The 23110-nt window shown below is 73.7% G+C and carries 20 protein-coding genes and 2 tRNA genes; 7 read left to right on the plus strand and 15 right to left on the minus strand.

Annotation, left to right across the window (positions count from 1 at the left end; all coding sequences use genetic code 11):
• Positions 1 to 12: 12 nt before the first annotated feature.
• The 4 genes from JIG38_RS15380 to pknB are packed head-to-tail and all read left to right on the plus strand — an operon-like array spanning position 13 to position 6699.
• Positions 13 to 1452, plus strand: coding sequence for an FtsW/RodA/SpoVE family cell cycle protein (locus JIG38_RS15380; protein ID WP_199424707.1), 1440 nt, complete (start codon positions 13 to 15; stop codon positions 1450 to 1452).
• Positions 1449 to 2900 carry a peptidoglycan D,D-transpeptidase FtsI family protein gene (locus JIG38_RS15385; RefSeq protein ID WP_199424708.1) on the plus strand — a complete coding sequence of 484 codons (1452 nt, stop codon included), beginning with the start codon at positions 1449 to 1451 and terminating at the stop codon, positions 2898 to 2900. Before JIG38_RS15380 ends, JIG38_RS15385 begins: the two co-directional genes overlap by 4 nt.
• Positions 2897 to 4645: a serine/threonine-protein kinase gene (locus tag JIG38_RS15390; RefSeq protein ID WP_199424709.1), complete on the plus strand. Its 1749-nt coding sequence runs from the start codon at positions 2897 to 2899 to the stop codon at positions 4643 to 4645. Before JIG38_RS15385 ends, JIG38_RS15390 begins: the two co-directional genes overlap by 4 nt.
• Positions 4645 to 6699: a Stk1 family PASTA domain-containing Ser/Thr kinase gene (gene pknB, locus JIG38_RS15395; RefSeq protein ID WP_199424710.1), complete on the plus strand. Its 2055-nt coding sequence runs from the start codon at positions 4645 to 4647 to the stop codon at positions 6697 to 6699. Before JIG38_RS15390 ends, pknB begins: the two co-directional genes overlap by 1 nt.
• Positions 6700 to 6741: 42 nt before the next feature.
• Here pknB and JIG38_RS15400 read toward each other — a convergent pair whose 3' ends face one another.
• From JIG38_RS15400 to JIG38_RS15415, 4 genes are read right to left on the minus strand one after another with little or no spacing between them, the layout of a single operon-like run.
• On the minus strand, positions 6742 to 7446 hold the full coding sequence (locus JIG38_RS15400; RefSeq protein ID WP_199424711.1) for an aminodeoxychorismate/anthranilate synthase component II: 705 nt from the start codon (positions 7444 to 7446) through the stop codon (positions 6742 to 6744).
• 1 nt (position 7447) lies between these two features.
• Entirely contained in the window at positions 7448 to 7609 is a 162-nt protein-coding gene (locus tag JIG38_RS15405; RefSeq protein WP_199424833.1) for a hypothetical protein, read from the minus strand.
• Positions 7606 to 8394 (minus strand): class E sortase, encoded by a 789-nt coding sequence (locus JIG38_RS15410; protein WP_199424712.1) that lies wholly within the window; start codon positions 8392 to 8394, stop codon positions 7606 to 7608. The genes JIG38_RS15405 and JIG38_RS15410 overlap by 4 nt, the downstream gene beginning before the upstream one ends.
• A complete protein-coding gene (locus tag JIG38_RS15415) occupies positions 8391 to 9164 on the minus strand; it encodes a DUF881 domain-containing protein (RefSeq protein WP_199424713.1) in 774 nt (257 codons plus the stop codon). The genes JIG38_RS15410 and JIG38_RS15415 overlap by 4 nt, the downstream gene beginning before the upstream one ends.
• Positions 9165 to 9272: 108 nt before the next feature.
• Between JIG38_RS15415 and JIG38_RS15420 the strand changes: the two genes are divergently transcribed.
• Positions 9273 to 9518, plus strand: coding sequence for a cell division protein CrgA (locus JIG38_RS15420; protein WP_199424714.1), 246 nt, complete (start codon positions 9273 to 9275; stop codon positions 9516 to 9518).
• A gap of 223 nt (positions 9519 to 9741) precedes the next feature.
• Here JIG38_RS15420 and JIG38_RS15425 read toward each other — a convergent pair whose 3' ends face one another.
• Together JIG38_RS15425 and JIG38_RS15430 are read right to left on the minus strand one after the other, a co-directional pair.
• Positions 9742 to 10536, minus strand: coding sequence for a rhomboid family intramembrane serine protease (locus tag JIG38_RS15425; RefSeq protein ID WP_307844965.1), 795 nt, complete (start codon positions 10534 to 10536; stop codon positions 9742 to 9744).
• Positions 10537 to 10666: 130 nt separating this feature from the next.
• Entirely contained in the window at positions 10667 to 11206 is a 540-nt protein-coding gene (locus JIG38_RS15430) for a peptidylprolyl isomerase (RefSeq protein ID WP_199424716.1), read from the minus strand.
• Positions 11207 to 11334: 128 nt separating this feature from the next.
• Here JIG38_RS15430 and JIG38_RS15435 point away from each other — a divergent pair, with 128 nt between their 5' ends.
• On the plus strand, positions 11335 to 12321 hold the full coding sequence (locus JIG38_RS15435; protein WP_199424717.1) for a hypothetical protein: 987 nt from the start codon (positions 11335 to 11337) through the stop codon (positions 12319 to 12321).
• Positions 12322 to 12418: 97 nt separating this feature from the next.
• On the opposite strand, the gene JIG38_RS15440 is transcribed toward JIG38_RS15435, so the two are convergent.
• The 3 genes from JIG38_RS15440 to JIG38_RS15450 all read right to left on the minus strand — a co-directional run bounded on the left by JIG38_RS15440 (position 12419) and on the right by JIG38_RS15450 (position 15485).
• Complete coding sequence (locus JIG38_RS15440) at positions 12419 to 13426, minus strand: sigma-70 family RNA polymerase sigma factor (RefSeq protein ID WP_307844966.1); 1008 nt, start codon at positions 13424 to 13426, stop codon at positions 12419 to 12421.
• Between the two features lie 54 nt (positions 13427 to 13480).
• Positions 13481 to 14788 (minus strand): endo-1,4-beta-xylanase, encoded by a 1308-nt coding sequence (locus JIG38_RS15445; protein WP_199424719.1) that lies wholly within the window; start codon positions 14786 to 14788, stop codon positions 13481 to 13483.
• 73 nt (positions 14789 to 14861) lie between these two features.
• Positions 14862 to 15485, minus strand: a complete 624-nt coding sequence (locus JIG38_RS15450; protein ID WP_199424720.1) for a methyltransferase — start codon at positions 15483 to 15485, stop codon at positions 14862 to 14864.
• Positions 15486 to 15614: 129 nt separating this feature from the next.
• On the opposite strand from JIG38_RS15450, the gene JIG38_RS15455 reads away from it, so the two are divergent.
• Positions 15615 to 16538, plus strand: coding sequence for an NADP-dependent oxidoreductase (locus JIG38_RS15455; protein WP_199424721.1), 924 nt, complete (start codon positions 15615 to 15617; stop codon positions 16536 to 16538).
• A 57-nt stretch (positions 16539 to 16595) separates the two neighbouring features.
• Here the strand turns inward: JIG38_RS15455 and JIG38_RS15460 are convergent.
• The 6 genes from JIG38_RS15460 to gyrB all read right to left on the minus strand — a co-directional run bounded on the left by JIG38_RS15460 (position 16596) and on the right by gyrB (position 22626).
• Positions 16596 to 16668 (minus strand) — tRNA-Ala (locus JIG38_RS15460).
• A gap of 61 nt (positions 16669 to 16729) precedes the next feature.
• Positions 16730 to 16849 carry a DLW-39 family protein gene (locus JIG38_RS20355; protein WP_220457988.1) on the minus strand — a complete coding sequence of 40 codons (120 nt, stop codon included), beginning with the start codon at positions 16847 to 16849 and terminating at the stop codon, positions 16730 to 16732.
• 26 nt (positions 16850 to 16875) lie between these two features.
• Positions 16876 to 16949: transfer RNA gene (locus tag JIG38_RS15465), tRNA-Ile, on the minus strand.
• An 88-nt stretch (positions 16950 to 17037) separates the two neighbouring features.
• Positions 17038 to 17817 (minus strand): DUF3566 domain-containing protein, encoded by a 780-nt coding sequence (locus JIG38_RS15470; RefSeq protein ID WP_199424722.1) that lies wholly within the window; start codon positions 17815 to 17817, stop codon positions 17038 to 17040.
• Positions 17814 to 20546, minus strand: a complete 2733-nt coding sequence (gyrA, locus tag JIG38_RS15475; protein WP_199424723.1) for a DNA gyrase subunit A — start codon at positions 20544 to 20546, stop codon at positions 17814 to 17816. Before gyrA ends, JIG38_RS15470 begins: the two co-directional genes overlap by 4 nt.
• A gap of 88 nt (positions 20547 to 20634) precedes the next feature.
• On the minus strand, positions 20635 to 22626 hold the full coding sequence (gene gyrB / locus JIG38_RS15480) for a DNA topoisomerase (ATP-hydrolyzing) subunit B (protein WP_372419903.1): 1992 nt from the start codon (positions 22624 to 22626) through the stop codon (positions 20635 to 20637).
• Positions 22627 to 23110: the final 484 nt, after the last annotated feature.

Genomic DNA, 23110 nt, shown 5'->3' on the forward strand with positions numbered 1-23110 from the left:
GGCGGTGCGGTGATGGCCACGGTCTCCCCGCACCGGGTCCGTCCGGGGCGCAGCATGGAGCTCGGGCTCCTCGTGCTGGCCCTGGCCATCGGCGTCGGCGCGTACGCCCTCGTGGGTCTCGCGACCGCCGGCACGCTGCCGGCGGACATCTTCGGCTACAGCGCGGGCCTCGTCGCCCTGGCCGTGGGGCTGCACCTCGTCATGCGGTGGCGCGCGCCCTACGCGGACCCGGTGATCCTGCCCGTCGCGGTCGCGCTCAACGGCATCGGCCTCGCGATGATCTACCGGATCGACGTCGCCGAGACCGCGCGCGGCGAGGCGTCCACCTTCGCCGAGCGCCAGCTCGGCTGGACGGCGCTGGGGATCGTGCTCGCGGCCGTCGTCGTCGTGCTGCTGCGGGACCACCGGACGCTGCGGCGGTACACGTACACCGCGATGGTCGCCGGCCTCGTGCTCCTCGTGCTCCCGCTGGTCCCCGGCCTCGGCGCCCTCATCAACGGCGCGCGCATCTGGATCCGGGTCGGCTCCTACTCCTTCCAGCCGGCCGAGCTCGGCAAGATCGCGCTCGCGATCTTCTTCGCCGGCTACCTCGTGACGACGCGGGACACCCTCGCGCTCGCCGGGCCCAAGGTGCTCGGCCTTCAGCTGCCGCGTCCCCGCGACCTCGGCCCGATCCTCCTGGCGTGGGGCGTCTCGCTCGCGGTGCTCGTGCTCGAGCGCGACCTCGGCACGTCGCTGCTCTTCTTCGGCCTGTTCGTCGCCATGCTCTACCTCGCCACGGAGCGGCTCAGCTGGATCGTCATCGGCCTCGGGCTCTTCGTGGGCGGCGCGGCGCTCGCCGCGTCCCTGTTCAGCCACGTCGGCGCGCGGTTCGAGGCCTGGCTCAACGCCTTCGACGACGACGTCTTCAACGCCTCGCCCGGCGGCTCCGGCCAGCTCGTCCGCGGGCTGTTCGGCATGGCCAACGGCGGCCTCTTCGGCACCGGCTGGGGCCAGGGCAGGCCCGACCTCGTGCCCTACGCCGAGTCGGACTTCATCGTCGCGTCGCTCGGCGAGGAGCTCGGGCTCACCGGCCTGCTCGCGGTCCTCGTCCTCTACCTCGTGCTCGCCGAGCGCGGCCTGCGCACCGCGATCGGCGTGCGGGACGGCTTCGGCAAGCTCTTCGCGGGCGGCATGGCGTTCACCGTCGCCTTCCAGTGCTTCGTCGTCGTGGGCGGCGTGACGCGGATCATCCCGCTCACCGGCCTGACGATGCCGTTCCTCGCCTACGGCGGCTCGTCGCTCCTGGCGAACTGGATCATCGCCGCGCTCCTCCTGCGCATCTCCGACAGCGCGCGCCGCCCGGCCGGCGAGGCGGACGCGCGCCGCGGCCCCGCGGGCGCCCCGGAGGTCGAGCCCGAGGGCGACGACAACGCGACCGAGGTCATCGCCCTGGACGGCGGTCGCCCGTGAACACGCCCCTGCGCCGCCTCGCGTCCGTCGTCGTCGTCATGTTCCTCGTCCTCATGGGCGGGAGCACCTGGGTGCAGTTCTTCCAGGCGGCCGAGCTCAACAACGACACGCGCAACGTGCGCACGCTCTACCGCGAGTACGGCAACCCGCGCGGGCCGATCGTCGTCGGCGGCAACGCGATCGCGCTGTCGACGCCCGTCGACGACCCCTTCGGCTACCAGCGCAGCTACCCGGGCGGTGAGATCTACGCGCCCGTGACCGGGTTCTACTCCGTCGTCTACGGCCGCTCGGGGATCGAGCGGACGATGAACACGGAGCTCAACGGCTCCGCCGACTCCCTCTTCTACGCGCGTCTCGAGGACCTCGTCACGGGCCGGCAGCCCCAGGGCGCGATCGTCGAGCTCACGCTCGACCCCGAGGTCCAGCAGGCCGCGTGGGACGCGCTCGGCGACCAGCGGGGCGCCGTCGTGGCCCTCGACCCCACGACCGGCGCGATCCTCGCGATGGTCTCCAAGCCGTCCTACGACCCCAACGTGCTCGCCGGGCACGACACCCGCGTGGTCAACGAGGCGTGGCAGGCGCTCCAGGCGGCCGAGGGCGACCCCATGGCGAACCGCGCGATCGCCGGGAACACCTACCCGCCCGGCTCGACGTTCAAGCTCGTCACGGCGGCGGCCGCGCTCGAGCGCGGGTTCACGGGCGCGACCGAGCTCCAGGCGCCGGTCGAGCTCGACCTGCCCCAGACGACGTCGATGCTGCGCAACTTCGGCAACACCTCCTGCAGCCCCACGGGCACGACGACGCTCGCCGACGCGCTGCGGATCTCGTGCAACACCGCGTTCGGCCAGCTGGGCCTGGACCTCGGCCAGGAGGTGCTGCGCGAACAGGCACGGGCGTTCGGCTTCGACACACCCCTCGACGTGCCGATGACAGTGACGGAGAGCCACTTCCCCGACCAGCTCGATGCGCCGCAGACGGCTCTCTCGGCCATCGGGCAGTTCGAGGTGCGTGTGACCCCGCTCCAGGTGGCGATGGTCTCCGCCGCCGTGGCGAACGGCGGCGTGCAGATGCAGCCGTACCTCGTGCAGTCGGTGCGCAGCCAGGACCTCACGGTGGTGTCCGAGACCGAGCCCTCCGAGCTCGCGACGCCGATCACCCCGACGACGGCCGCTGCGCTGCGCGACATGATGGTCGGCGTCGTGGCGGACGGCAGCGGCACGTCGGCGCAGATCCCGGGCGTGCAGGTCGCGGGCAAGACGGGCACAGCGCAGACGGCCGAGGAGGCCGCGCCGCACGCGTGGTTCACGGCCTTCGCGCCCGCCGACGCCCCCCGCGTCGCGGTCGCGGTGATCGTCGAGAACGGCGGCGCGATGGGCAGCGAGGCGACGGGCGGCCGTGTGGCCGCGCCCATCGCGCGCGCGGTCATCGAGGCGGTGCTCGCCGGATGAGGCCCGCGACCGCCGTCGCCCTGGGTGGGCGCTACCGCCTCGTCTCGCGCATCGCCGTCGGCGGCATGGGCGAGGTGTGGGTCGGCCACGACGAGGCCCTCGCGCGCGACGTCGCGGTCAAGGTGCTGCGCGAGGAGTTCGCGGGCGACGCCGGCTTCCTCGAGCGCTTCCGCACCGAGGCGCGCAACAGCGCCCAGCTGAGCCACCCCAACATCGCCCAGCTCTACGACTACGGCGAGCAGGAGGGCTCGGGCTTCCTCGTCATGGAGCTCGTGCTCGGCGAGCCCATGTCCGACCTGCTCGACCGCCAGCCCGTGCTGCCCACGCGGCGGCTGCTGCCGATCCTCGCCCAGACGGCGCGGGCCCTGCACGCCGCGCACGTGGCCGGCGTCGTGCACCGGGACGTCAAGCCCGGAAACATCCTGCTCGCGCGCTCGGGCCGGGTGAAGATCACCGACTTCGGCATCTCGACCGCGAGCAACCAGATCCCGATGACGGCGTCGGGCATGGTCATGGGCACGGCGCAGTACCTGTCTCCCGAGCAGGCGATCGGCCGCGCGGCCACGCCCGCGTCGGACATCTACTCGCTCGGGATCGTCGCCTACGAGGCGCTCGTCGGGAACCGGCCCTTCACGGGCCCGACGGCGGTCGACATCGCCGTCGCGCACGTCAACACGCCCGTCCCGCCGCTGCCCCACGACATCGACCCCGAGCTCGCCGCGATGGTCATGCGGATGCTCGCGAAGGACCCCGAGGAGCGGCCGCGGTCCGCCGCGTCGCTCGCGCGCACGCTCGACGGGATGCTCGACCGGACGCCGCCCGGCGGGGTGCCCACCGCGGCCTACGGCCGGCACGCCCGGACCGTCGACCTCATGGACGCGGCCGAGATGTCGCGGACGGGGACGGTCCAGCACGTGCCGCGGCCGCACCAGCCCGTCGCGTCCGGGCCCGTGCCGCCCCAGGGCGGGATCGGCTACGCGACCGGGCCGCTCCCCCTGCCCGCGCTGGTCGAGGCGGGGCCCACCGTGGTCCCCGGGCGGCCCGCGGCCGAGGCGGTGGCCGAGACGCCCGCGGGTGCGCCCCCGGTGTACGTCCCGCAGGACGAGGCCGCCGCCGAGCGCGCCACGCCCGCGCCGGCGCCGACCGCCCTGCCCACGACGCCGGTCCGGCCCGGCCCGGTCGGCGCGGGCGGGCCCGACGCGCCGCTCGCGCGCCCCGAGGCGGCGGCGTGGGAGCGTGCGGCCGAGGCCGTCGCGTCGGCACCCCTCGAGCTCCCGCCGCCGGCACCGCGCACGGACGCCCGGCGCCGCCCGGTGCCCGGCACGCCCGCCGACGAGGGCGCCCCCCGCGCCCCGCGCACGCGCGCGGTCCCCGTGCGCACCTCGACGACGACAGGGCTGCGCTGGGGGCGGGTCTCACGTCCCCTCGTCGCGCTGGTGCTCGTGGTGCTCTTCGCGGTCCTCGGCGCGCTCTTCGCCGACCGCGTCTGGGGTCACGAGCGCACTGGCGCGGCGGGCGGCCCGGCCGCCCCGGTGGCCACGTCCGCGGACGGGGCGCCGGGACATGGGATGCTGCCGCTGCGTACCCTGAACGGTGGCGCGGCCGGGACCGGCGCGTCCGGGACGCGGACGACCGACCGGGCGCACATCGATCGGGCGCGGCCGGGCGGCTCAGGGACGGACCAGGCGGGCACGACCCGGGCACAGACGGACCCGGAACAGACGACGACAGCGAGGAACCTGTAGTGGTGGACGACGCACCTCGGATCCTCGGCGGCCGCTACGAGGTCGGCGAGCTCATCGGGCGCGGTGGCATGGCCGAGGTGCACATCGGCCACGACACGCGCCTCGGGCGCACCGTCGCCATCAAGATCCTGCGGTCGGACCTCGCGCGCGACCCGTCCTTCCAGGCGCGCTTCCGCCGCGAGGCCCAGGCGGCCGCGTCGCTCAACCACCCGGCGATCGTCGCGGTCTACGACACGGGCGAGGACATCTTCACCGAGCAGGGCGGCGCCGTCTCGCACGTGCCCTTCATCGTCATGGAGTACGTCGAGGGCCACACGGTCCGCGACATCCTGCGGGACGGGTCCGCCGTGCCGCTCGAGGAGGCCGTCGAGATCACGGCCGGCGTGCTGTCGGCGCTCGAGTACTCGCACCACGCCGGCATCGTCCACCGCGACATCAAGCCCGCGAACGTCATGCTCACCCCGACCGGCGCCGTCAAGGTGATGGACTTCGGCATCGCCCGGGCCATGGCCGACTCCGCGGGCACCATGACGCAGACGCAGGCCGTCATCGGCACGGCGCAGTACCTCTCGCCCGAGCAGGCGCGCGGCGAGCAGGTCGACTCCCGCAGCGACCTCTACTCGACCGGCTGCCTGCTCTTCGAGCTCCTCACCGGACGGCCGCCGTTCATCGGCGACTCGCCCGTCGCCGTCGCCTACCAGCACGCGCGCGAGGAGGCCCCGCCCCCCAGCACGTTCGCGTCGGACGTCCCCGACGCCCTCGACCGGATCACGATGAAGGCGCTCGCGAAGGACCGCGACCAGCGGTACGGCTCGGCCGCCGAGTTCCGCTCCGACCTCGAGTCCGCGCTGCGCGGCGGGCACGTCGGCGCCCCGGCGCTCGGTGCCCTCGGTGCGGGCGCGCTCGCGGCGGGCGCGACCGAGGTCCTCCGTCCGACGCCCGCCGCCGCGACCACCCAGGTGCTCGGGGCGGGCGCACCGCCCGCCGCCGTCGCCCCCGCGGGCTCGCCGTGGTCGCAGACCGGCGTGGGCGGCGCGGCCGGCACGACGAGCACGACGACGCGGCCGGCCCCGGACGACGAGGAGCCGAACCGGCGCTGGGTCGTGTGGGTCCTCGTGGCCGTGGCGCTCGCCGCGGTGGCCGGCATCGTCTACCTCCTCACCCAGGGCACCGGCGACACCGAGGAGCCGACGACGGTCGAGGTGCCGAACGTGGTCGGCATGGACGAGGCCGCCGCGCGCCAGCTCGTCGAGGACGCGGACCTCGTCTTCGAGCGTGGCACCGAGGCCAGCACGACGGTCGAGGAGGGCTTCGTCATCCGCACGGACCCCGAGAGCGGCGAGGAGGTCGACGCCGGGAGCACGGTGCAGGTCGTCGTGTCCGCGGGCGCGGACCCCGTGCAGATCCCGGAGCTCGAGAACCTCACGCAGGACCGGGCGCGCCAGGAGCTCGAGGCGCTCGGCTTCCGCGACATCACCATCGCGACCGAGAACAGCGCGAACGTCGAGAAGGACCGCGTCACGGGCACGGACCCGGCCGCGGGAACGCAGGTCGACCCGACCTCGACGCCCATCACGCTCAAGCTGTCGACCGGCCAGGTCGAGCTGCCCAACCTGCTGGACCCGCCGCGCACGGTCGACCAGGCGCGCGAGGAGCTCGTCGCGCTCGGCCTCGTCCCGTCGATCACGCAGGAGGAGACGGCCGACGCCGCCCCGGGCACCGTCATCGCGCAGAGCCGCACGCCCGGACCGGTGCCGCAGCGCTCCGAGGTCGGCATCACCGTGGCCATCGCGCCCGAGGTCGTCACCGTCCCGGTGCCCGACCTCGCGGGTCTCACCTACGACGAGGCCGCGGCGCGCCTCGGCGGCGCCGGGCTCAACGCGGCCCGCGGCACGCCCGTCGAGAGCGCCACCGTGCCCAAGGACCGCGTCGTCAGCAGCGACCCGGCCGCCGGCACCCAGGTGCCCGAGGGGACGACGGTCACGGTCGTCGTGTCGAGCGGTCCGCCACCGGCGGGCGGCGGCGGCGGCCAGGGCGGCGCCGGGGACGACTGACCCCCGCGGGGGGCAGCCGTCAGGCGCGCGTGGGCTCGCGCCTCAGGCGCGCGTCGGCTCGGGGGCGGCGCCCTCGGGCGTCGTCGGGCCGTGCGTGCCGGGCTCGCGCACGAGCGGGGCCATGCCGGCCGACCGCTCCACCGCGCCCTCGAGCCCGCACAGCTCGAGCCAGTTGGCGAGCAGGCGGTGGCCGCCCTCGGTGAGCACCGACTCCGGGTGGAACTGGACGCCGTGGAGCGGCAGGTCCCGGTGCTGCAGGGCCATGATGACGCCCGTGCCGTCCGCGGCGGCGGTCCGCGCGGTGACGACCAGCTCGTCCGGCACGGTGCCGTCGACGACGGCGAGCGAGTGGTAGCGCGTGGCCGTGAAGTCGTCCGGCAGGCCGGCGAGCACGCCGTCGCCCTCGTGGTGCACCCGGCTCGTCTTGCCGTGCATGAGCTCGGGCGCGTGCGTGACGGTCGCGCCGAACACCTCGCCGAGCGCCTGGTGCCCGAGGCACACGCCGAGCATGGGCGTCCCGGTCGCGGCGCAGTCGCGGATGACGTCCATGGACTGCCCGGCGGCGCGCGGCGTGCCCGGCCCGGGCGAGACGAGCACACCGTCGTACTGCTCGCGCTCCTCGAGCGGCGGCACCGCGTCGTTGCGCACGACGACGGTCTCCGCGCCGAGCTGGTCGAGGTAGCCGACGATCGTGTAGACGAACGAGTCGTAGTTGTCGACGACGAGGATCCTCGTGGGCCTGCTCATCTCACTCATCCACCGTGATGTCGTTGAAGGGCATGGACGGGGCGATCGCCGGGAACACCCAGGTGAAGCAGGCTGCCACGACCGCGACGGCGAGCGCGAGCAGGACCACCACGCGGAGCCACGCCGGACCGGGCAGCGCCCGCCACAACCACCCGTACATCATGCGCCTCCTACGGCTGTGGTGAGCTCGGCTGGGACGCCCTCGGCGACGGGCAGCCAGTGGTCGAGCGTCGCGTGGACGATGAAGCGCTCGCGCGCGGAGAACATGGGGTGGCAGGTGGTGAGGGTCATCCACCGCTCCGTCGGCGCCGCGTCCGGCTGGTTCGGGACGGGTGCGATGACCTCGACCTGGTGCGGCAGCACGACCTGCGTGGACGTCACGCGATAGACGTACCAGGTGTCCTGCGTCTGCACGACGAGGGGGTCCCCGACCTGGAGCTCCTCGACGCGGTTGAGCGGCTTGCCGTAGGTGGTCCGGTGCCCGGCGACGGCGAAGTTGCCGACACCGCCCGGCATCGCGGTGCCCTCGTAGTGGCCGAGGCCGAGCACGTCGAGCACGTCCCGCCGGCTCGTGCCCTGGCTGATCGGCCGCACGTAGTCCGGGCCCCACCGCGGGACCTGCAGCGTCGCGAAGGTCGTGAGGTGCCCGGGCTCTGCGAGGACCGGGGCGGCGTCGGTGCGCGGCTCGGGCTCGGCGGTCGCCGTCGGCTCGGCGGCCGGGACGTCGGGCTCGGTGACGGCCCAGCCCAGGTCCTCGACCACGCGGGCCTGCTCGCCGTCGGCCACGACGTCCGTCCACCAGAGCTGCCACACGACGAAGAGCGCGAGGAGGACGCCGAGGGTGATGAGGACCTCGCCCAGGACGCCGACCACGACGGCGGCGCCGCCGGCGCGGCGCGGCGGCCGGCCGGGGTCGCCCGCGCGCGCCCCGTCGGTGGCGGTGGTCACGAGCCGCTCGGCGAGGGCAGGACCTCGACGTCGTCGGGAACGACCGCGAACTGCAGCTCGGTGCTGCCCTCGTACGCCGGGAGCTCGAGGCGGTCCTCACGCGACGTCGACCAGCCGAGCCCGACCGCGTCGACGTAGTCGAGGTACTGCTGGATGGCGGGGGACGCGAGCAGCGTGCGGCGCAGCGCGTCGGGGTCGCCGATCGCCCGGACGACGTAGGGCGGCGAGTACTGGCGGCCGTGGAGCAGCAGGACGTTGCCGACGCAGCGGAACGCGGACGTGGAGATCACGCGCTGGTCCTGGAGCGTCATGGCCTCGGCGCCGCCGGCCCACAGCGCGTTGATGACGGCCTGGAGGTCCTGCTGGTGGACGACGAGGTCGTCGTTGGTCACCCAGTCGGGCTGGGGCAGGTTGGTGGGCGCGTCGGTCAGCCGGACCGTGAGGCCGGGCCCCGCGACACCCTCGCGGCCCGCCGCGAGCGCCTCGAGCGAGGCCGTCGTCGGGTCGAGCGACGGCAGGTCGGCGGTCTGCGCCTCGGTGAGCGCCACGACCTCCTCCTCGAGCGCCCGGACCTCCTCCTCGGCGGCCTCGAGGCGCTCGACCTCGGCCTCGACGAGCCCGGGGAGGTCCTGCGGCTGGCGGCCGTCGGTGCCCGCCGCGAGCCGCGCGTTGGCCGCGAAGAGGTACCCGGCGAGGACGAGCACGAGCGCGACGCCGAGCGCCCCGGCCCAGGGCGTGCGGCCGCGGTGGGAGGCGCGCCGCTCCGACATCGTGCTCCCTCCCGGCCCTCGGGACCGTGCCACTACGCGTACCACTACGCTAGACGACGAAACCCCGGTGCCCCGCGCCGGGCCCGCCGCACCGCCCAGGAGACCGCCGTGCCCGAGTCGAAGTCGCGCAAGAAGCCGGCCTACGTGCCGCCCCCCGCGGCGTCGGGCCCCAAGACGAACCCCCGCTGGCTCGTGCCGGTGATGCTCGGGCTCATGGTGCTCGGCCTCGTGTGGGTCGTCGTCACGTACATCTCCCAGTCGCAGTACCCGATCCCGGGCCTCGGCAGCTGGAACCTCGCGGTCGGCTTCGTGCTCATCATCGCCGGGTTCTCCCTCACGACGCGCTGGCACTGAGGACGGGCGCTGCCCGCCGGACCCGCTCTCCCGACGCCGCCGTACCCCGCCCGGGGTGCGGCGGCGTCGTCGTCCCCGGGCCTGGGTTCTCCCCAAGGGGTGCACAACTCTGTGGATAACTACACGGTTGTAGTTCCACAGGTGTGAGCAAGTCTGGGGACGGCGACGAGGCCTGTGGACAGCGCCGATCCGGCGTGCACAGAGGGTGGGCCTGGGGGTCGCCTCAGGCGAGCGCGGTCCGCACGACCGCGAGCACCACGAGCACGACCGTGACGAGCGCCGTGGCGCCGACCCCGACGAACGCCCGGCGGTCCCGGGGGGCGAAGGCGTAGGCGCTGCCCAGCAGCAGCCCGACGAGGAGGCCGCCGAGGTGCGCCTCCCACGCGATGTTGGGGACGACGAACCCGATCACCGCGTTGAGCGCGATGACGCCGACGACGCCGGACGCCGAGCGCCGCATGCGCCGCAGGACGACGACGATCGCGCCGAAGAGGCCGAAGACGCCGCCGGACGCACCGAGCACGCCCTGGAACCAGTCGGTCGTGACGCCGGTGAGCATCGTCACCATGACGTGCCCGCCGAGCACGGAGACGAGGAAGAGGGCGGCCATGCGCCAGCGGCCCAGCGCGACCTCGAGCTCCCGGCCCAGCACCCACAGGACGTACATGTTGAACCCGAGGTGCGTGAACGCCAGGTAGCCCTGCGTCGAGTGCAGGAAGCCGCCGGTGAAGTACCGCCAGGGCTCGATCGAGGCGATGGCGGGCTGGAAGACGAGCGCGGACGTCCACGCGAGGCCGACGACCCACTGCAGCACGTAGCTGGCCACGCAGAGCCCGATGAGCGTCAGCGTGACGACGGGCCGCCCGCCCCGCACGGGCGCGCCGAAGACCGTGCGCCGCACGGGCGCGGTCCGCGCGGCCTCACGGACGCAGTCCACGCAGTGCACGCCGACCGCGGCCGGGCGCTGGCACTCCGCGCACGCCGGGCGCTCGCAGCGCTGGCAGCGGACGTACGACACCCGGTCGGGGTGCCGGGGGCAGACGGGGACCGACGACGTCGGAGGGGCCGACGGGTCGGGCGCACTCATCGCGTCCGACCCCCGGCCCGGACCGCCGCGTGCGCGGTCGCGCACGCGGCGCCGGGGGCGCTCACTCCTCGACGGTCACCGAGGTGATCGTGACGTCCTCGACGGGACGGTCACCCCGGCCGGTCGGCGTCGTCGCGATCGCGTCGACGACCGCACGGCTCGCGTCGTCGGCGACCTTGCCGAAGATCGTGTGCTTGCCGTTCAGGTGGGGCGTCGGCGTGACCGAGATGAAGAACTGCGAGCCGTTGGTGCCGCCGACCTTGCCCGAGACGGGGTCGCGGCGCAGGCCGGCGTTCGCCATGGCCAGGAGGTACGGCTGGTCGAAGCGCAGCTCCGGGTGGATCTCGTCGTCGAACGTGTAGCCGGGGCCGCCGGTGCCCGTGCCGAGCGGGTCGCCGCCCTGGATCATGAAGCCCTTGATGACCCGGTGGAAGACGACGCCGTCGTACAGCGGCTCGGAGCGCTCGGCACCCGTGGCCGGGTCCTTCCAGGCCTGCGTGCCCGTCGCGAGGCCCGTGAAGTTGCGGACCGTCTTGGGCGCGTGGTTGGGGAAGAGCTCGATGCGGATGTCGCCGGACGTGGTGTGCAGGGTCGCGAACATGGTCACATCCTCGCACGCAGGCCGGGCACGGGCCCCTCAACGGTGGCACGATGGACGGCAGCACGAGTCGTCAGGGCGAGCCCGGCATGACCGGGCACGCCGCCGTCGCGAACCCAGGGAGTCGACCCATGTTCGACCGCATCCGCCGTCCGTCCGTGCCCGAGATCGAGGTCGAGGACCTGAAGGCGCAGGCCGCGGGCGTCCAGGCGGCCCTCGAGGACGCCGCCGCCCAGGCCAGCGTCGCGGCCGCCCGGCTCGCCGAGGAGGCCAAGGTCGCCGCCCAGCACGCGAGGGAGTGGGCCACGCCGCGTCTCGAGAAGGCCCTGCGCGACGGCGCCGCCGCGGCCGCCCCGCGCGTCGAGCGCGCCGCCGAGAGGTCCCTCCCGATCGTCGACACCGCGCACGACCGGTTCGTCGAGGAGGTGCTGCCCAAGATCGTCGCGGCCGTGAACACGGCGGCGGCCGCCGCGGCGACCGGCGCCGACCGCGCGCGCGACGCCGCGTCGGCCAAGCTCACGGAGATCGCGCACGTCGAGCCCCCGGCACCGCCGAAGTCCCACACGGGCGCCAAGGTGTTCTGGGTCTTCGCGGGCGCCGTCGGCGTGGCCGGCGCGATCGCCGCCTGGAGCCGCAGCCGGCCCACCACCGACCCGTGGGCCGAGCAGCCCTGGGAGACGGAGACCGACCACGGCACGGACCGCTTCAAGGCCGCCGCGGCGGACGTCAAGTACGAGCTGGGCGACGCCGCCGAGGCCGTCGGCGAGGCCGCGGGCGGCACCGTCGCGCACGCGCGCGAGGTGAGCGAGAAGGCGGCGGAGAAGGCCCGCGAGGCCGCGGAGAAGGCCCGCGAGGCGACGCGCAAGGCCGCACCCCGGCGACGGGCTGCGGGCAGGTCCGACAGCGTGCTCGGTGACGACGAGGTGACCGAGGCGATCGACACACCGGAGGGCACGATGAGCACCAACCTGGGCGGCGGCGCGGAGGACGCGACGCCGGGTACCGCGGCCGGCTCGACCGAGGCGCCCGTCCACCTCGAGACCGACCCGCTGGACTCGGAGAAGATCCCGACCGACATCCCCGGCCAGCCGGGCGACCCGAACAACACCGCGAAGTAGTCGCCGCGCCGCGGCACCACGCCGCGGGACGGATCACGCAGGGCCCGGCACGCGCCGGGCCCTGCGTCGTGTCCGGGGCCCTGCGCCGTGTTCGAGGTCAGTCCGTCGCGTCGGGCGTCAACGTGAGCGGGAGGCCCTGCGCCGTGAAGTGCTCGTCACCGAACCACGCGACGACGCGTGCGACGCCGTCGGCGGTGAGCACCGGGAGGTGGAGCTGGAACGCGCGGTGCACGCCGTCCGGCCCGCGCATGTACAGGGCCAGCGCCGGCGCGCCGTTGGCACGCGTCGGCACGAGGCGCATGTCCCCGGCGCGCTCGGCGGGGCACTGGTTCCGGACGAGGTCGGCGATCGCCTCGGCGCCCTGGAACCACTCCGCGAAGGGCGGCATCTCCCAGAGCGCGTCCTCGGTGAGCACCCGGACGAGACCCTCCATGTCGTACTCCTCGAAGGCGCGCTGGTAGCGCTCGAGCAGCTCGGTGGCCCGCGGGTCGTCGCCGTCGAGCGCCGTCGGCTCGGCGTCGCGGCTCTTCTCCAGGTGCGCGCGCGCCCGCTGGAGCGTGCTCGTCACGGCGCCGACCGACAGGCCGAGCGCCGACGCCGCCTCCGCGGCGCGCCACCGCAGGACGTCGCACAGGAGCACGACGGCGCGCTGCTGCGCGGTGAGCTCCTGGAGCGCGGTGACCAGCGCGAGGCGCACGCTGTCGCGCTCGACGGCGACGTCGGCGGGGTCGGGGTGCGGCGTCGCCCAGACGACCGAGTCGGGCAGCGGCTCGACCCACGCGGTCTCGTGGTGCGCGTGCAGCTCGCCGCGCGGGTCCGAGGCCGGCTGGCCGAGGCCGGTCGGCAGCGGCCGTCGCTTCCGCCCCTCGAGCGCCGTCAGGCACGTGTTCGTCGCGATGCGGTACATCCAGGTGCGCACCGACGAGCGGTTCTCGAACCCGTCGAACGACCGCCACGCGCGCAGGAACGTCTCCTGGACCAGGTCCTCCGCCTCGTGCGGCGAGCCGACCATCCGGTAGCAGTGGGCGATGAGCTCCCGGCGCAGCGGCGCGACGAGGGTCTGGAAGTCCTGCTCTGACGTGCCGGCGGCGACCTCGGTGCTCACCCGGGCGAGGCTACTCCCGGCGTCCGACATCCCCCAGGCCCCGGCAGGGCGCGCTCAGCCGAGCGTGACCTCCGCGGTGCCGGTGCCCGACGTCCCGAGCGTCAGCCGCGCGGTCCTGCCCCCCGCGGCGACCTCGTACTCCCCGAGCCAGCCGCGCACGACGACGCGGCCGGCGTCGTCCGTGCGCAGGGTGGTCGGGGCGAGCCACCACTCCTCCTTGACGAGGCGCCGCAGCGCCTCGTAGGCGGGCTTGGGCGTGCCGTCGGCGCGCACGAACCCGCCGGGCGCGCCCAGCCACGAGTCGACGTCGGACAGGCCCCAGTACGTCACGGCCTGGACCGAGGGGTGCGAGGCGAGGGTGCGATAGTGCCGCACGACCTCGTCGGCCTGGCGCTCCTCGCCCTCGGGCGTCGAGGGCCACTCCGGGATCTGGTAGTCGTTGAGGTCCTCGATCTCGGCCGGCATGAGGTGCCCGGAGAGCAGCGTGCTCTCCGTGAAGTGGATCGGCAGGCCGTACCGGGAGAAGCGGTCGAGGATCGCGAGCGTCTTCTCCTCGCCCCAGTAGCCCTGGTGCATGTGGCTCTGGAGGCCCAGCACGTCGACGTCGACCCCGCCCTCGAGCACACCCTCGACGAGGCACTCGTACGCGGTCGACATGTCGAAGTCGTTGAGCAGCAGGGTCGCGTCAGGGTTGGCCGCGCGGGCCTCCTCGAACGCGAGGCGGACCATCGCGATGCGGCCGCGGTCGCGAGCGAGCGGGGTGATGCCGTTGTCGCCGTTGTCGAAGACCGGCATGATCACGGCCTCGTTGATGGCGTCCCACGTGTCGATCAGGCCGGCGAAGCCGCCCACCTCGCGGCGGATCCGCTCGCGCTGGAGACGCTCGACCTCGTCGAGCGGCAGGCCGAGCAGCCAGTCCGGCTGGACGGTGTGCCAGACGAGCGGGTGGCCCTTGACCTCCACGCCCCGGTCCGCGAACCACTGCGCCGCCCGGCGCAGCCGCACGGTGTCGGGTCGCCCGCGCTCGGGCTCGAAGCGGCCCCAGTAGAAGGGGAGCGTCGCGACGTTGAACACGTCGAGCCACAGGTCGGCCAGGTGCTGCGACTGCGCGCGCGTGAGCCGGGTGCCCTCGGCGTCGCCGAGCTCCCGCGGGCCGTCGGGGCCGCCGGTCTCGTCCGTGAGCTCGTCGTTGGCCAACGGCAGGAACTCGAAGCCGATGTTCCCGAAGCCGAACGCGTGGCCGCGCTGCTCGACCACGACGTCCGTGTCGGCCAGCGGGGCGCCGTCCGCACCCCGGACGGTCAGCGTCACGTCGGCGACGCGGTGCGCGAAGGTCGGGTCCGGGGTGGGCGAGACGGGCATGCGTGTCTCCTCGTCGAGGCGGTCGTCGGGAGATAAGACTAACCCGATGAACAAATAGCGGGACGACGGCGTCTCACGCGCGCGGGCGCAGCAGCGCGACCGCGCGCCGCTCGTCCTCGGCGCGCACCTCCACGAGCTCGAGCCCGGCGGCGGCGACGTCGTCCGCGAGCTGCTCGACCTGGGCACGCCCGAGGGCCTGGAGGAGCACGACGCCACCCGGAGAGACGTGCTCGCCGGCGACCGGGAGGCACCGGCGCGGCAGCTCGAGACCGTCGTCGCCCCCGTCGATGGCGTGCGTCGGGTCCTGAGGCCACGCCTCGACCTCGTCGCGGCGCAGGTACGGCGGGTCGGCCAGCACGATCGCGAACCGCTCGCCGGGGAGCGTCGACGCCGCGAGGTCGCCGCAGCGCACCTCGACCGCGACCGAGCGGACGTTCGCGGCCGCGTTCGCGCGAGCGAGCGTGCACGCGTGCGGGTCGGCGTCGACCTGCACGAGGTCGCGGCCCGTGAGCACGGCCGTCGCCTGGCCGATGTGGCCCGCGCCCGAGCAGAGCTCGAGGACCGGGCCGGCCGGCAGGTCGTGGGAGAGCTCCGCGGCCCACTCGGCCTGGAGCAGGGTCCACGCCCGCGGGCGCAGCACGCGCTCGTCGTAGGTCACCACGAGCGGGCCGAAGTCCATCTGCGTCTGCGTCGTCATCGCGCGCCATCCTCACCCACGACGGCGGCCGGCGCGCGCGGGGTCCGGTCGCGCCGCGGCCACGCGCCGGTCCAGGTCCACCCGGCGGGACGTCGGAACATGCCCGGGCCGCCCGCGGTTGCGTCCGGCATGAGAGCCATCACCTACTCGCGCTACGGCGGTCCCGAGGTCCTCGAGCTCACCGAGCTCCCGACCCCGAAGGTCGGCCCGGACTCCGTGCTCGTGCGCGTGCGCGCCACGTCGGTCAACCCGGTGGACTGGAAGGTCCGCGAGGGCTACCTCGACGGCCTCATGGACGCTGTGTTCCCCGTCGTCCCGGGCTGGGACGTCGCGGGGGTCGTCGAGCAGGTCGGGCTGGACACCCCCGAGCTCTCGGTCGGCGACGAGGTGCTCGGCTACGTCCGCACCGACGTCGTGCACGGCGGCACCACCGCCGAGCGGGTCGCCGCGCCCGTCCGCACGCTCGCCCGCAAGCCCGCGGGGCTCTCGTGGGAGGAGGCCGGTGCCCTCCCGCTCGCCGGCCTCACGGCCCTGCAGTCGCTGCGGCGGCTCGACGTCGGGGAGGGCGACGTCGTCCTGGTGCACAACGCCGCGGGCGGCGTCGGTGGGTTCGCCGTGCAGATCGCGCGCAGCCTCGGCGCCCGGGTGATCGGCACCGCGTCGCCGGCCCGCCACGACTACGTGCGCGGCCTCGGCGGCGAGCCCGTCTCGTACGGGGACGGGATGGTCGCCGCCGTGCGCGCGCTCGTGCCCGGCGGCGTCGACGTCGTGCTCGACCTCGTGGGCGGCGGGGTCGCGCGCACGACGCCCGACGTGGGGACGGCGGACGTCCGGCTCGGCTCGATCGCGGACGGGTCGGTCGCGGAGATCGGCGGCACGAACTTCTGGGTCCGCCCGAGCTCGGCGGACCTCGCCGACCTCGCGGCGATGGTCGAGCGCGGCGACGTGCGCGTCGAGATCGCGCGGACGTTCCCGCTCGAGCAGGCCCGCGAGGCGCACGAGCTGAGCGCGAGCGGCCACGTCCAGGGCAAGGTCGTCATCCGCGTGTCCTGAGTCCCACGCCTCATGGCCGAGGCCCTCACCGACGTGTCGGGAGGGCCTCGGCGAGGGTGGAGCCAAGGGGACTCGAACCCCTAACCCCCTGCTTGCAAAGCAGGTGCGCTACCAATTGCGCCATGGCCCCTGGAGCTGCCCTGTGCCGGCGTCAGCCGACGTCGGCCGGCGGCCAGCAGAGCGGAGCGAGCTCAGTCGAGCTCGTCGGTGACCTCGGTCCACAGGTCGCGCTCGTCGCGGTCCTCCGCGTACGTGCGCCAGACGAGGTACCCGGCCGCCGCGGCGAGCAGGGCGATGAGGAGCTTCTTCATGCGGTCCTCCGGTCGTGCGGCAGGAGTGGGCCTAAGAGGACTTGAACCTCTGACCTCTTCCTTATCAGGGAAGCGCTCTAACCGTCTGAGCTATAGGCCCGAGCACCCGTGACGAGCTGGCGTCCGGGCGCCGCACGAGACTACCCCACGCGTCCGCGCCGCCCAAACGGCGCGGGCCGCGGGGCGTCTCAGTCGTCCGTCAGGGTGAGGTGCACGCCACCCACGAGCGCGGCGACGATGTTGTAGAGGAACGCGCCGATCGTCGACAGCGCCGTGAGCAGCACGATGTCCACGACGGCGATCATGGTCGCGAGCGAGATGACGCGCTCGAAGCCCGCGTAGTCGTTGATGTCGAAGAACGTCGTCGAGCCCGAGAGCGTCGCGATGATGTCGTTCACCGAGGTGAAGACGTGCAGCCCGTCGAGGGTGTACCAGATCACCGCGGCCGCGACGACGATCATGATGCCGACCGCGACCGACAGCAGGAACGACAGCTTCATGACCGACCACGGGTCGATCCGCGCGACCGCGAGGCGCACCCGGCGCGGCCCTGCGGCCGACGACGCCACGGGCGACGTCGTGCTCGTCGACGGCGTGCGGGTGGAGCTCGCGGAGGTGCGTGCGGTCGGCTGGCGGCGGGGGGCCGCGCCGGCCGCGGCCCCGGCGGCCCCCGCTCCGGTGGCCGGCGCTGCGGTGCCGGTCGTGGGCGCCTCGGGGTCCTTGGTGGGGAGCGCGCTGCGCGCCGCGTCGACCGCGCCCTGGGCGGACTGCTTGAGACGCTCGGTGAACGACGGCCCGTCGCTGTCGCCGTCGGACGAGCCCGCGCCGGACGGCCCGGGCGCCGGGCGCACCGGCGTCTCGGGCGTGCGCACCGTCGTCCCGCCGCCACCCGGGCCGTGGGAGGCCGTCGGGTTGGCGATCGGCCGCTTCGGCGCGATGGACGGCGGCTGGGTCCCGTCGGCGCTCATCGGTCTCCCTCGCTCGGTGCCGTCGTGTCGGCGTCACCCGTGTCGTCGGTGGTGTCGGTGTCAGGGCCGACGGCGCCGTCGGTGCCGGCGCCCGCCAGTGATTCTGCGCCGACATCGTCCTGCTCGGCATCAGACCCCGGTCCGACCTGACCGGCGTCGTCCCCCACGGTAGCCGCATCCCCGGCGAGGTTGCGCTCCACGTTGCGGGCCACGGCCAGGATGCGGTCACCGGCGTCCGGCTTGGCGAGGATGACCCCCGTCGCGTCGCGTCCGTGCACCGGCAGCTCCCCGACCTGAGAGCGCACGACCTTCCCGCGCTCCATGACCACGAGGATCTCGTCCTCCTGGTCAGCCATGATCGCGCCGACGAGCTTGCCGCGCTCGTCCGGCAGGCGCGCGGCACGCACGCCCTGGCTCGCGCGGTTCGTGCGGCGGTACTCGAGGTTGCCGTCGCGGTTGACCCGGTGCATGTCCGAGCGCTTGGCCGTGCCGCCGTCGGTCACCGTGACGAGGTAGGAGCCCTCGTCGATGACGTGCATCGACAGCAGCTCGTCCTCGGACGTCTTGAACTTCATGCCCGTGACGCCCGACGTCGCGCGGCCCATCGGCCGCAGCTGGTCCGGCGTCGCGAGGAAGCGGACGGCCTGGCCCTTGCGCGAGACCAGCAGCAGCTCGGAGTCGTCGTCGGCCAGGACGGCGGAGACCAGCTCGTCGGGGTTCCCGTCCTCGTCCTCGCGCAGGTTGATCGCGATGAGGCCGCCCGAGCGGTTCGAGTCGTACTCGGCGAGGCGCGTCTTCTTCACGAGGCCGCGCCGCGTCGCGAGCACGAGGTACTCCGCCTGCTGGTAGTCGCGCAGGTCGACGACCTTGGCGATCTGCTCGCCCGGCTGGAACGCGAGCAGGTTCGCGACGTGCTGGCCCTTGGAGTCGCGCCCGCCCTCGGGGAGCTCGTACGTCTTGGCGCGGTAGACGCGGCCGAGGTTGGTGAAGAACAGCAGCCAGTGGTGCGTCGTCGTGACCCCGAAGTGCTCGACGACGTCGTCGGCGCGCAGCTGGGCGCCGCGCACCCCCTTGCCGCCGCGCTTCTGCACGCGGTACTGGTCGCTGCGCGTGCGCTTGGCATAGCCGCCGCGCGTGATGGTGACGACGACCTCCTCCTCGGCGATGAGGTCCTCCATGGAGACCTCGCCGTCGAAGGGCAGGATCTGGGTGCGCCGCTCGTCGCCGTACTTCGCGACGATCTCGTCGAGCTCCGTGCGCACGATGTCGCGCTGGCGCTGCGGGCTCGCGAGGATCGCCTCGTAGTCCGCGATCTTGACCATGAGGCCGTCGTACTCGTCGGTGATCTTCTGGCGCTCGAGGGCCGCGAGCTGGCGCAGCTGGAGGTTGAGGATCGCGCGCGCCTGGATCTCGTCGACCTCGAGCAGCGCCATGAGGCCGTCGCGGGCCTCCTCGACCGTGCCCGACGCGCGGATGAGCGCGATGACCTCGTCGAGCGCGTCGAGCGCCTTGAGGTAGCCGCGCAGGATGTGCGCGCGCTCCTCGGCCTGACGCAGGCGGAACCGCGTGCGCCGGACGATGACCTCGAGCTGGTGGGTGACCCAGTGCCGGACGAACGCGTCGATGCTCAGCGTGCGGGGGACGTCGTCGACGAGCGCGAGCATGTTCGCGCCGAACGTGTCCTGCAGCTGCGTGTGCTTGTAGAGGTTGTTGAGCACGACCTTGGCGACGGCGTCGCGCTTGAGCACGATGACGAGGCGCTGGCCCGTGCGGCCCGAGGTCTCGTCGCGGATGTCGGCGATGCCCTGGACGCGGCCCTCCTTGACGAGGTCCGCGATCTTGGCGGCCAGCGTGTCCGGGTTCACCTGGTACGGCAGCTCGGTGACGACGAGGCAGATCCGGTTCTGGATCTCCTCGACGGTGACCACCGCGCGCATCGTGATGGAGCCGCGGCCCGTGCGGTACGCGTCCTCGATGCCGCGGCGGCCGAGGATCGTCGCGCCCGTGGGGAAGTCCGGGCCGGGGATGCGCTGGATGAGCGCCTCGAGCAGCTCCTCGCGCGACGCGTCCGGGTGCTCGAGGTGCCACGTGATGCCGTCCGCGACCTCGCGCAGGTTGTGCGGCGGGATGTTCGTCGCCATGCCGACCGCGATGCCGGCGCTGCCGTTGACCAGCAGGTTCGGGAACCGCGAGGGCAGGACGGCGGGCTCCTGCGTGCGGCCGTCGTAGTTGTCGCGGAAGTCGACGGTGTCCTCGTCGATGTCGCGCACCATCTCCATGGCGATGGGCGCCATCTTGCACTCGGTGTACCGCGGGGCGGCCGCGGGGTCGTTGCCCGGCGAGCCGAAGTTGCCCTGGCCGGCGACGAGCGGGTACCGCAGCGACCAGTCCTGGACGAGGCGCACGAGCGCGTCGTAGATCGGGCCGTCGCCGTGCGGGTGGTACTTGCCCATGACGTCGCCGACGACGCGGCTGCACTTGGAGAACTGCCGGTCCGGCCGGTAGCCGCCGTCGAACATCGCGTAGACGACGCGGCGGTGCACGGGCTTGAGCCCGTCGCGCACGTCGGGCAGCGCGCGACCGACGATGACGCTCATCGCGTAGTCGAGGTACGACCGCTGCATCTCGAGCTGCAGGTCGACGGCGGTGACGCGGTCCGTGAGGACCTCGGCCGGGGAGTCCGTCCCGACCTCGGGCAGGTCGCCGTCGGGGGGAGTCTGGTCGGTCACCGTCTACCTCGTCTCACTGGCCCGTGCGGGCGTCGATGCGTGCGTGCGTCAGGGGTGCGGACGTGCGGCCAGCGGGGGCCGCACGTGCTCAGATGTCGAGGAACCGGACGTCCTTGGCGTTGCGCTGGATGAACGACCGGCGCGACTCGACGTCCTCGCCCATGAGCACCGAGAAGATCTCGTCGGCGGCCGCGGCGTCGTCGAGCGTGACCTGGAGCAGCGTGCGCTGGTCCGGGTCCATCGTGGTCTCCCACAGCTCCGAGTAGTCCATCTCGCCGAGGCCCTTGTAGCGCTGGATCCCGTTCTCCTTGGGGATCCGCTTGCCCGCGGCCTGGCCCTCGGAGAGGAACGCGTCGCGCTCGCGGTCCGAGTACACGTAGTCGTGCGGTGCGTTCGACCACTTGAGGCGGTAGAGCGGCGGCTGGGCGAGGTACACGAACCCGTGCTCGATGAGGGGGCGCATGTACCGGAACAGCAGGGTCAGCAGCAGCGTGCAGATGTGCTGGCCGTCGACGTCGGCGTCGGCCATGAGCACGATCTTGTGGTACCGGAGCTTGGTCTCGTCGAAGTCCTCGCCGATGCCCGTGCCGAACGCGGTGATGAGCGCCTGGACCTCCTGGTTGCCCAGGGCGCGGTCGAGGCGCGCGCGCTCGACGTTGAGGATCTTGCCGCGGATCGGGAGGATCGCCTGGGTGCGGGGGTTGCGGCCGCGCACCGCCGAGCCGCCGGCCGAGTCGCCCTCGACGATGAAGATCTCGCACTCGACCGGGTTGTTCGACTGGCAGTCCCGCAGCTTGCCGGGCATGCCGCCCGACTCGAGCAGACCCTTGCGGCGCGTGGCCTCGCGCGCCTTGCGCGCCGCCATCCGCGCGGCCGCCGCCTGGATCGACTTGCGGATGATCTCGCGCGACTCGTTGGGGTGGGACCCGAGCCAGTCGCCGAGCTGGTCGTTCACCACCTTCTGCACGAAGGTCCGCGCCTCGGTGTTGCCGAGCTTGGTCTTCGTCTGGCCCTCGAACTGCGGCTCGCCGAGCTTGACCGAGATGACGGCCGTGAGGCCCTCGCGGATGTCGTCGCCCGTGAGGTTCTCGTCCTTCTCCTTGAGGATGCCCTTCTCCCGCGCGTAGCGGTTGACGAGCGAGGTCATCGCCGAGCGGAAGCCCTCCTCGTGCGTGCCGCCCTCCGTGGTGGAGATGGTGTTCGCGTAGGTGTGGACCGACTCGGAGTACGCGTTGGTCCACTGGAGCGCGATCTCGACCGAGATCTTGCGGTCCGTGTCCTCGGCCTCGAAGTCGATGACCTCGGGGTGCACGAGCTCGACCTTCTTGGCCGAGTTGAGGTGGGCGACGTAGTCCACGAGGCCGCCGTCGTACTTGTAGGTGACCGTGCGACGGGGCGTGCCGTTCGAGCTCTCGGCGACGTCGTCCGCCTCGGCGGTGGCCGGGGCCGCGGTGACCTCGTCCTCGGTCCCGGTGTGCTCGGGACGCTCGTCGGTCAGCGTGATGCGCAGGCCCTTGTTGAGGAACGCCATCTGCTGGAACCGCGACCGCAGCGTCTCGAAGTCGAACTCGACCGTCTCGAAGATGGACGGGTCGGCCCAGAACGTCTGGGTCGTGCCCGTCTCCTCGGTCGGCTCGCCGCGACGCAGCTCGCCGTCGGGCTTGCCGCCGTCCGAGAAGTCCTGCTCCCAGACGTAGCCGTCGCGCTTCACGACGGTCTGGACCTTGGTCGACAGCGCGTTGACCACGGAGATGCCGACGCCGTGCAGCCCGCCGGAGACCGCGTAGCCGCTGCCGCCGAACTTGCCGCCCGCGTGGAGGACGGTCATGACGACCTCGACCGTGGGCCGGCCCTCGGTGGGGTGGATCGCGACCGGGATGCCGCGACCGTCGTCGGAGACGCGCACGCCGCCGTCAGCCAGGAGCGTGACGTCGATCGCCGTGCAGTAGCCGGCGAGCGCTTCGTCGACCGAGTTGTCGACGACCTCGGACACGAGGTGGTGCAGGCCGCGCGGACCCGTCGAGCCGATGTACATGCCCGGGCGCTTGCGGACGGCCTCGAGACCCTCGAGGACCGTGATCGCGCTCGCGTCGTAGTCCGAGCCCGGGCGCGGGGCGGCGGCCGTGGCGCCGGGAGCGGCGGTGGTCCCGGGGTCCCGGGGGGTGGGGTCGGTGCTGCCGGGCTCCGGGGCTGCGGACGTGCTCTCGTCGACCACGGGCAGAGGTGCTCCTCACGGGTGCGGTGCACGCCGACGTGCGCGGCGGCAGACACAGGGGTTCCGGACGGTCCGCCGGCGCCGCGTGCACACCCGCACGCACGGGCGCGCGCTCGCCGCGCGCGCGAGACCTGGGGGTCTCGCCGCCGCGCGGGCGGTCACGGTCCGGTGCGGAGGCTGCGGTACGCCGCTGGGAAGGCCGATCGTCTGGAAGGACGCCCTCAGTCTACCTGCTCGGGCCGCTCACAGCGGCTTCTGCACAGGTGTCGCGCGATGTCGGACGAGGGTGCTCACCCCGTGGTCACGGCCCCGCCCTGCGAGCCTCAGAGGGCCGGATCCGGCGGTCGGC

The organism is Actinotalea solisilvae (assembly GCF_016464425.1).
Lineage (GTDB): Bacteria > Actinomycetota > Actinomycetes > Actinomycetales > Cellulomonadaceae > Actinotalea > Actinotalea solisilvae.

Excerpts from the sequence above, each read along its gene's own strand:
- JIG38_RS15435 (WP_199424717.1), top strand. The coding sequence starts at position 11,335 with ATGTTCGACCGCATCCGCCGTCCGTCCGTGCCCGAGATCGAGGTCGAG.
- JIG38_RS20355 (WP_220457988.1), bottom strand. The coding sequence starts at position 16,849 with ATGAAGAAGCTCCTCATCGCCCTGCTCGCCGCGGCGGCCGGGTACCTC.
- JIG38_RS15380 (WP_199424707.1), top strand. The coding sequence starts at position 13 with ATGGCCACGGTCTCCCCGCACCGGGTCCGTCCGGGGCGCAGCATGGAG.
- JIG38_RS15405 (WP_199424833.1), bottom strand. The coding sequence starts at position 7,609 with ATGATGTACGGGTGGTTGTGGCGGGCGCTGCCCGGTCCGGCGTGGCTC.
- JIG38_RS15445 (WP_199424719.1), bottom strand. The coding sequence starts at position 14,788 with ATGCCCGTCTCGCCCACCCCGGACCCGACCTTCGCGCACCGCGTCGCC.
- JIG38_RS15415 (WP_199424713.1), bottom strand. The coding sequence starts at position 9,164 with ATGTCGGAGCGGCGCGCCTCCCACCGCGGCCGCACGCCCTGGGCCGGG.
- JIG38_RS15400 (WP_199424711.1), bottom strand. The coding sequence starts at position 7,446 with ATGAGCAGGCCCACGAGGATCCTCGTCGTCGACAACTACGACTCGTTC.
- JIG38_RS15430 (WP_199424716.1), bottom strand. The coding sequence starts at position 11,206 with ATGTTCGCGACCCTGCACACCACGTCCGGCGACATCCGCATCGAGCTC.
- JIG38_RS15450 (WP_199424720.1), bottom strand. The coding sequence starts at position 15,485 with ATGACGACGCAGACGCAGATGGACTTCGGCCCGCTCGTGGTGACCTAC.
- JIG38_RS15390 (WP_199424709.1), top strand. The coding sequence starts at position 2,897 with ATGAGGCCCGCGACCGCCGTCGCCCTGGGTGGGCGCTACCGCCTCGTC.
- JIG38_RS15470 (WP_199424722.1), bottom strand. The coding sequence starts at position 17,817 with ATGAGCGCCGACGGGACCCAGCCGCCGTCCATCGCGCCGAAGCGGCCG.
- JIG38_RS15455 (WP_199424721.1), top strand. The coding sequence starts at position 15,615 with ATGAGAGCCATCACCTACTCGCGCTACGGCGGTCCCGAGGTCCTCGAG.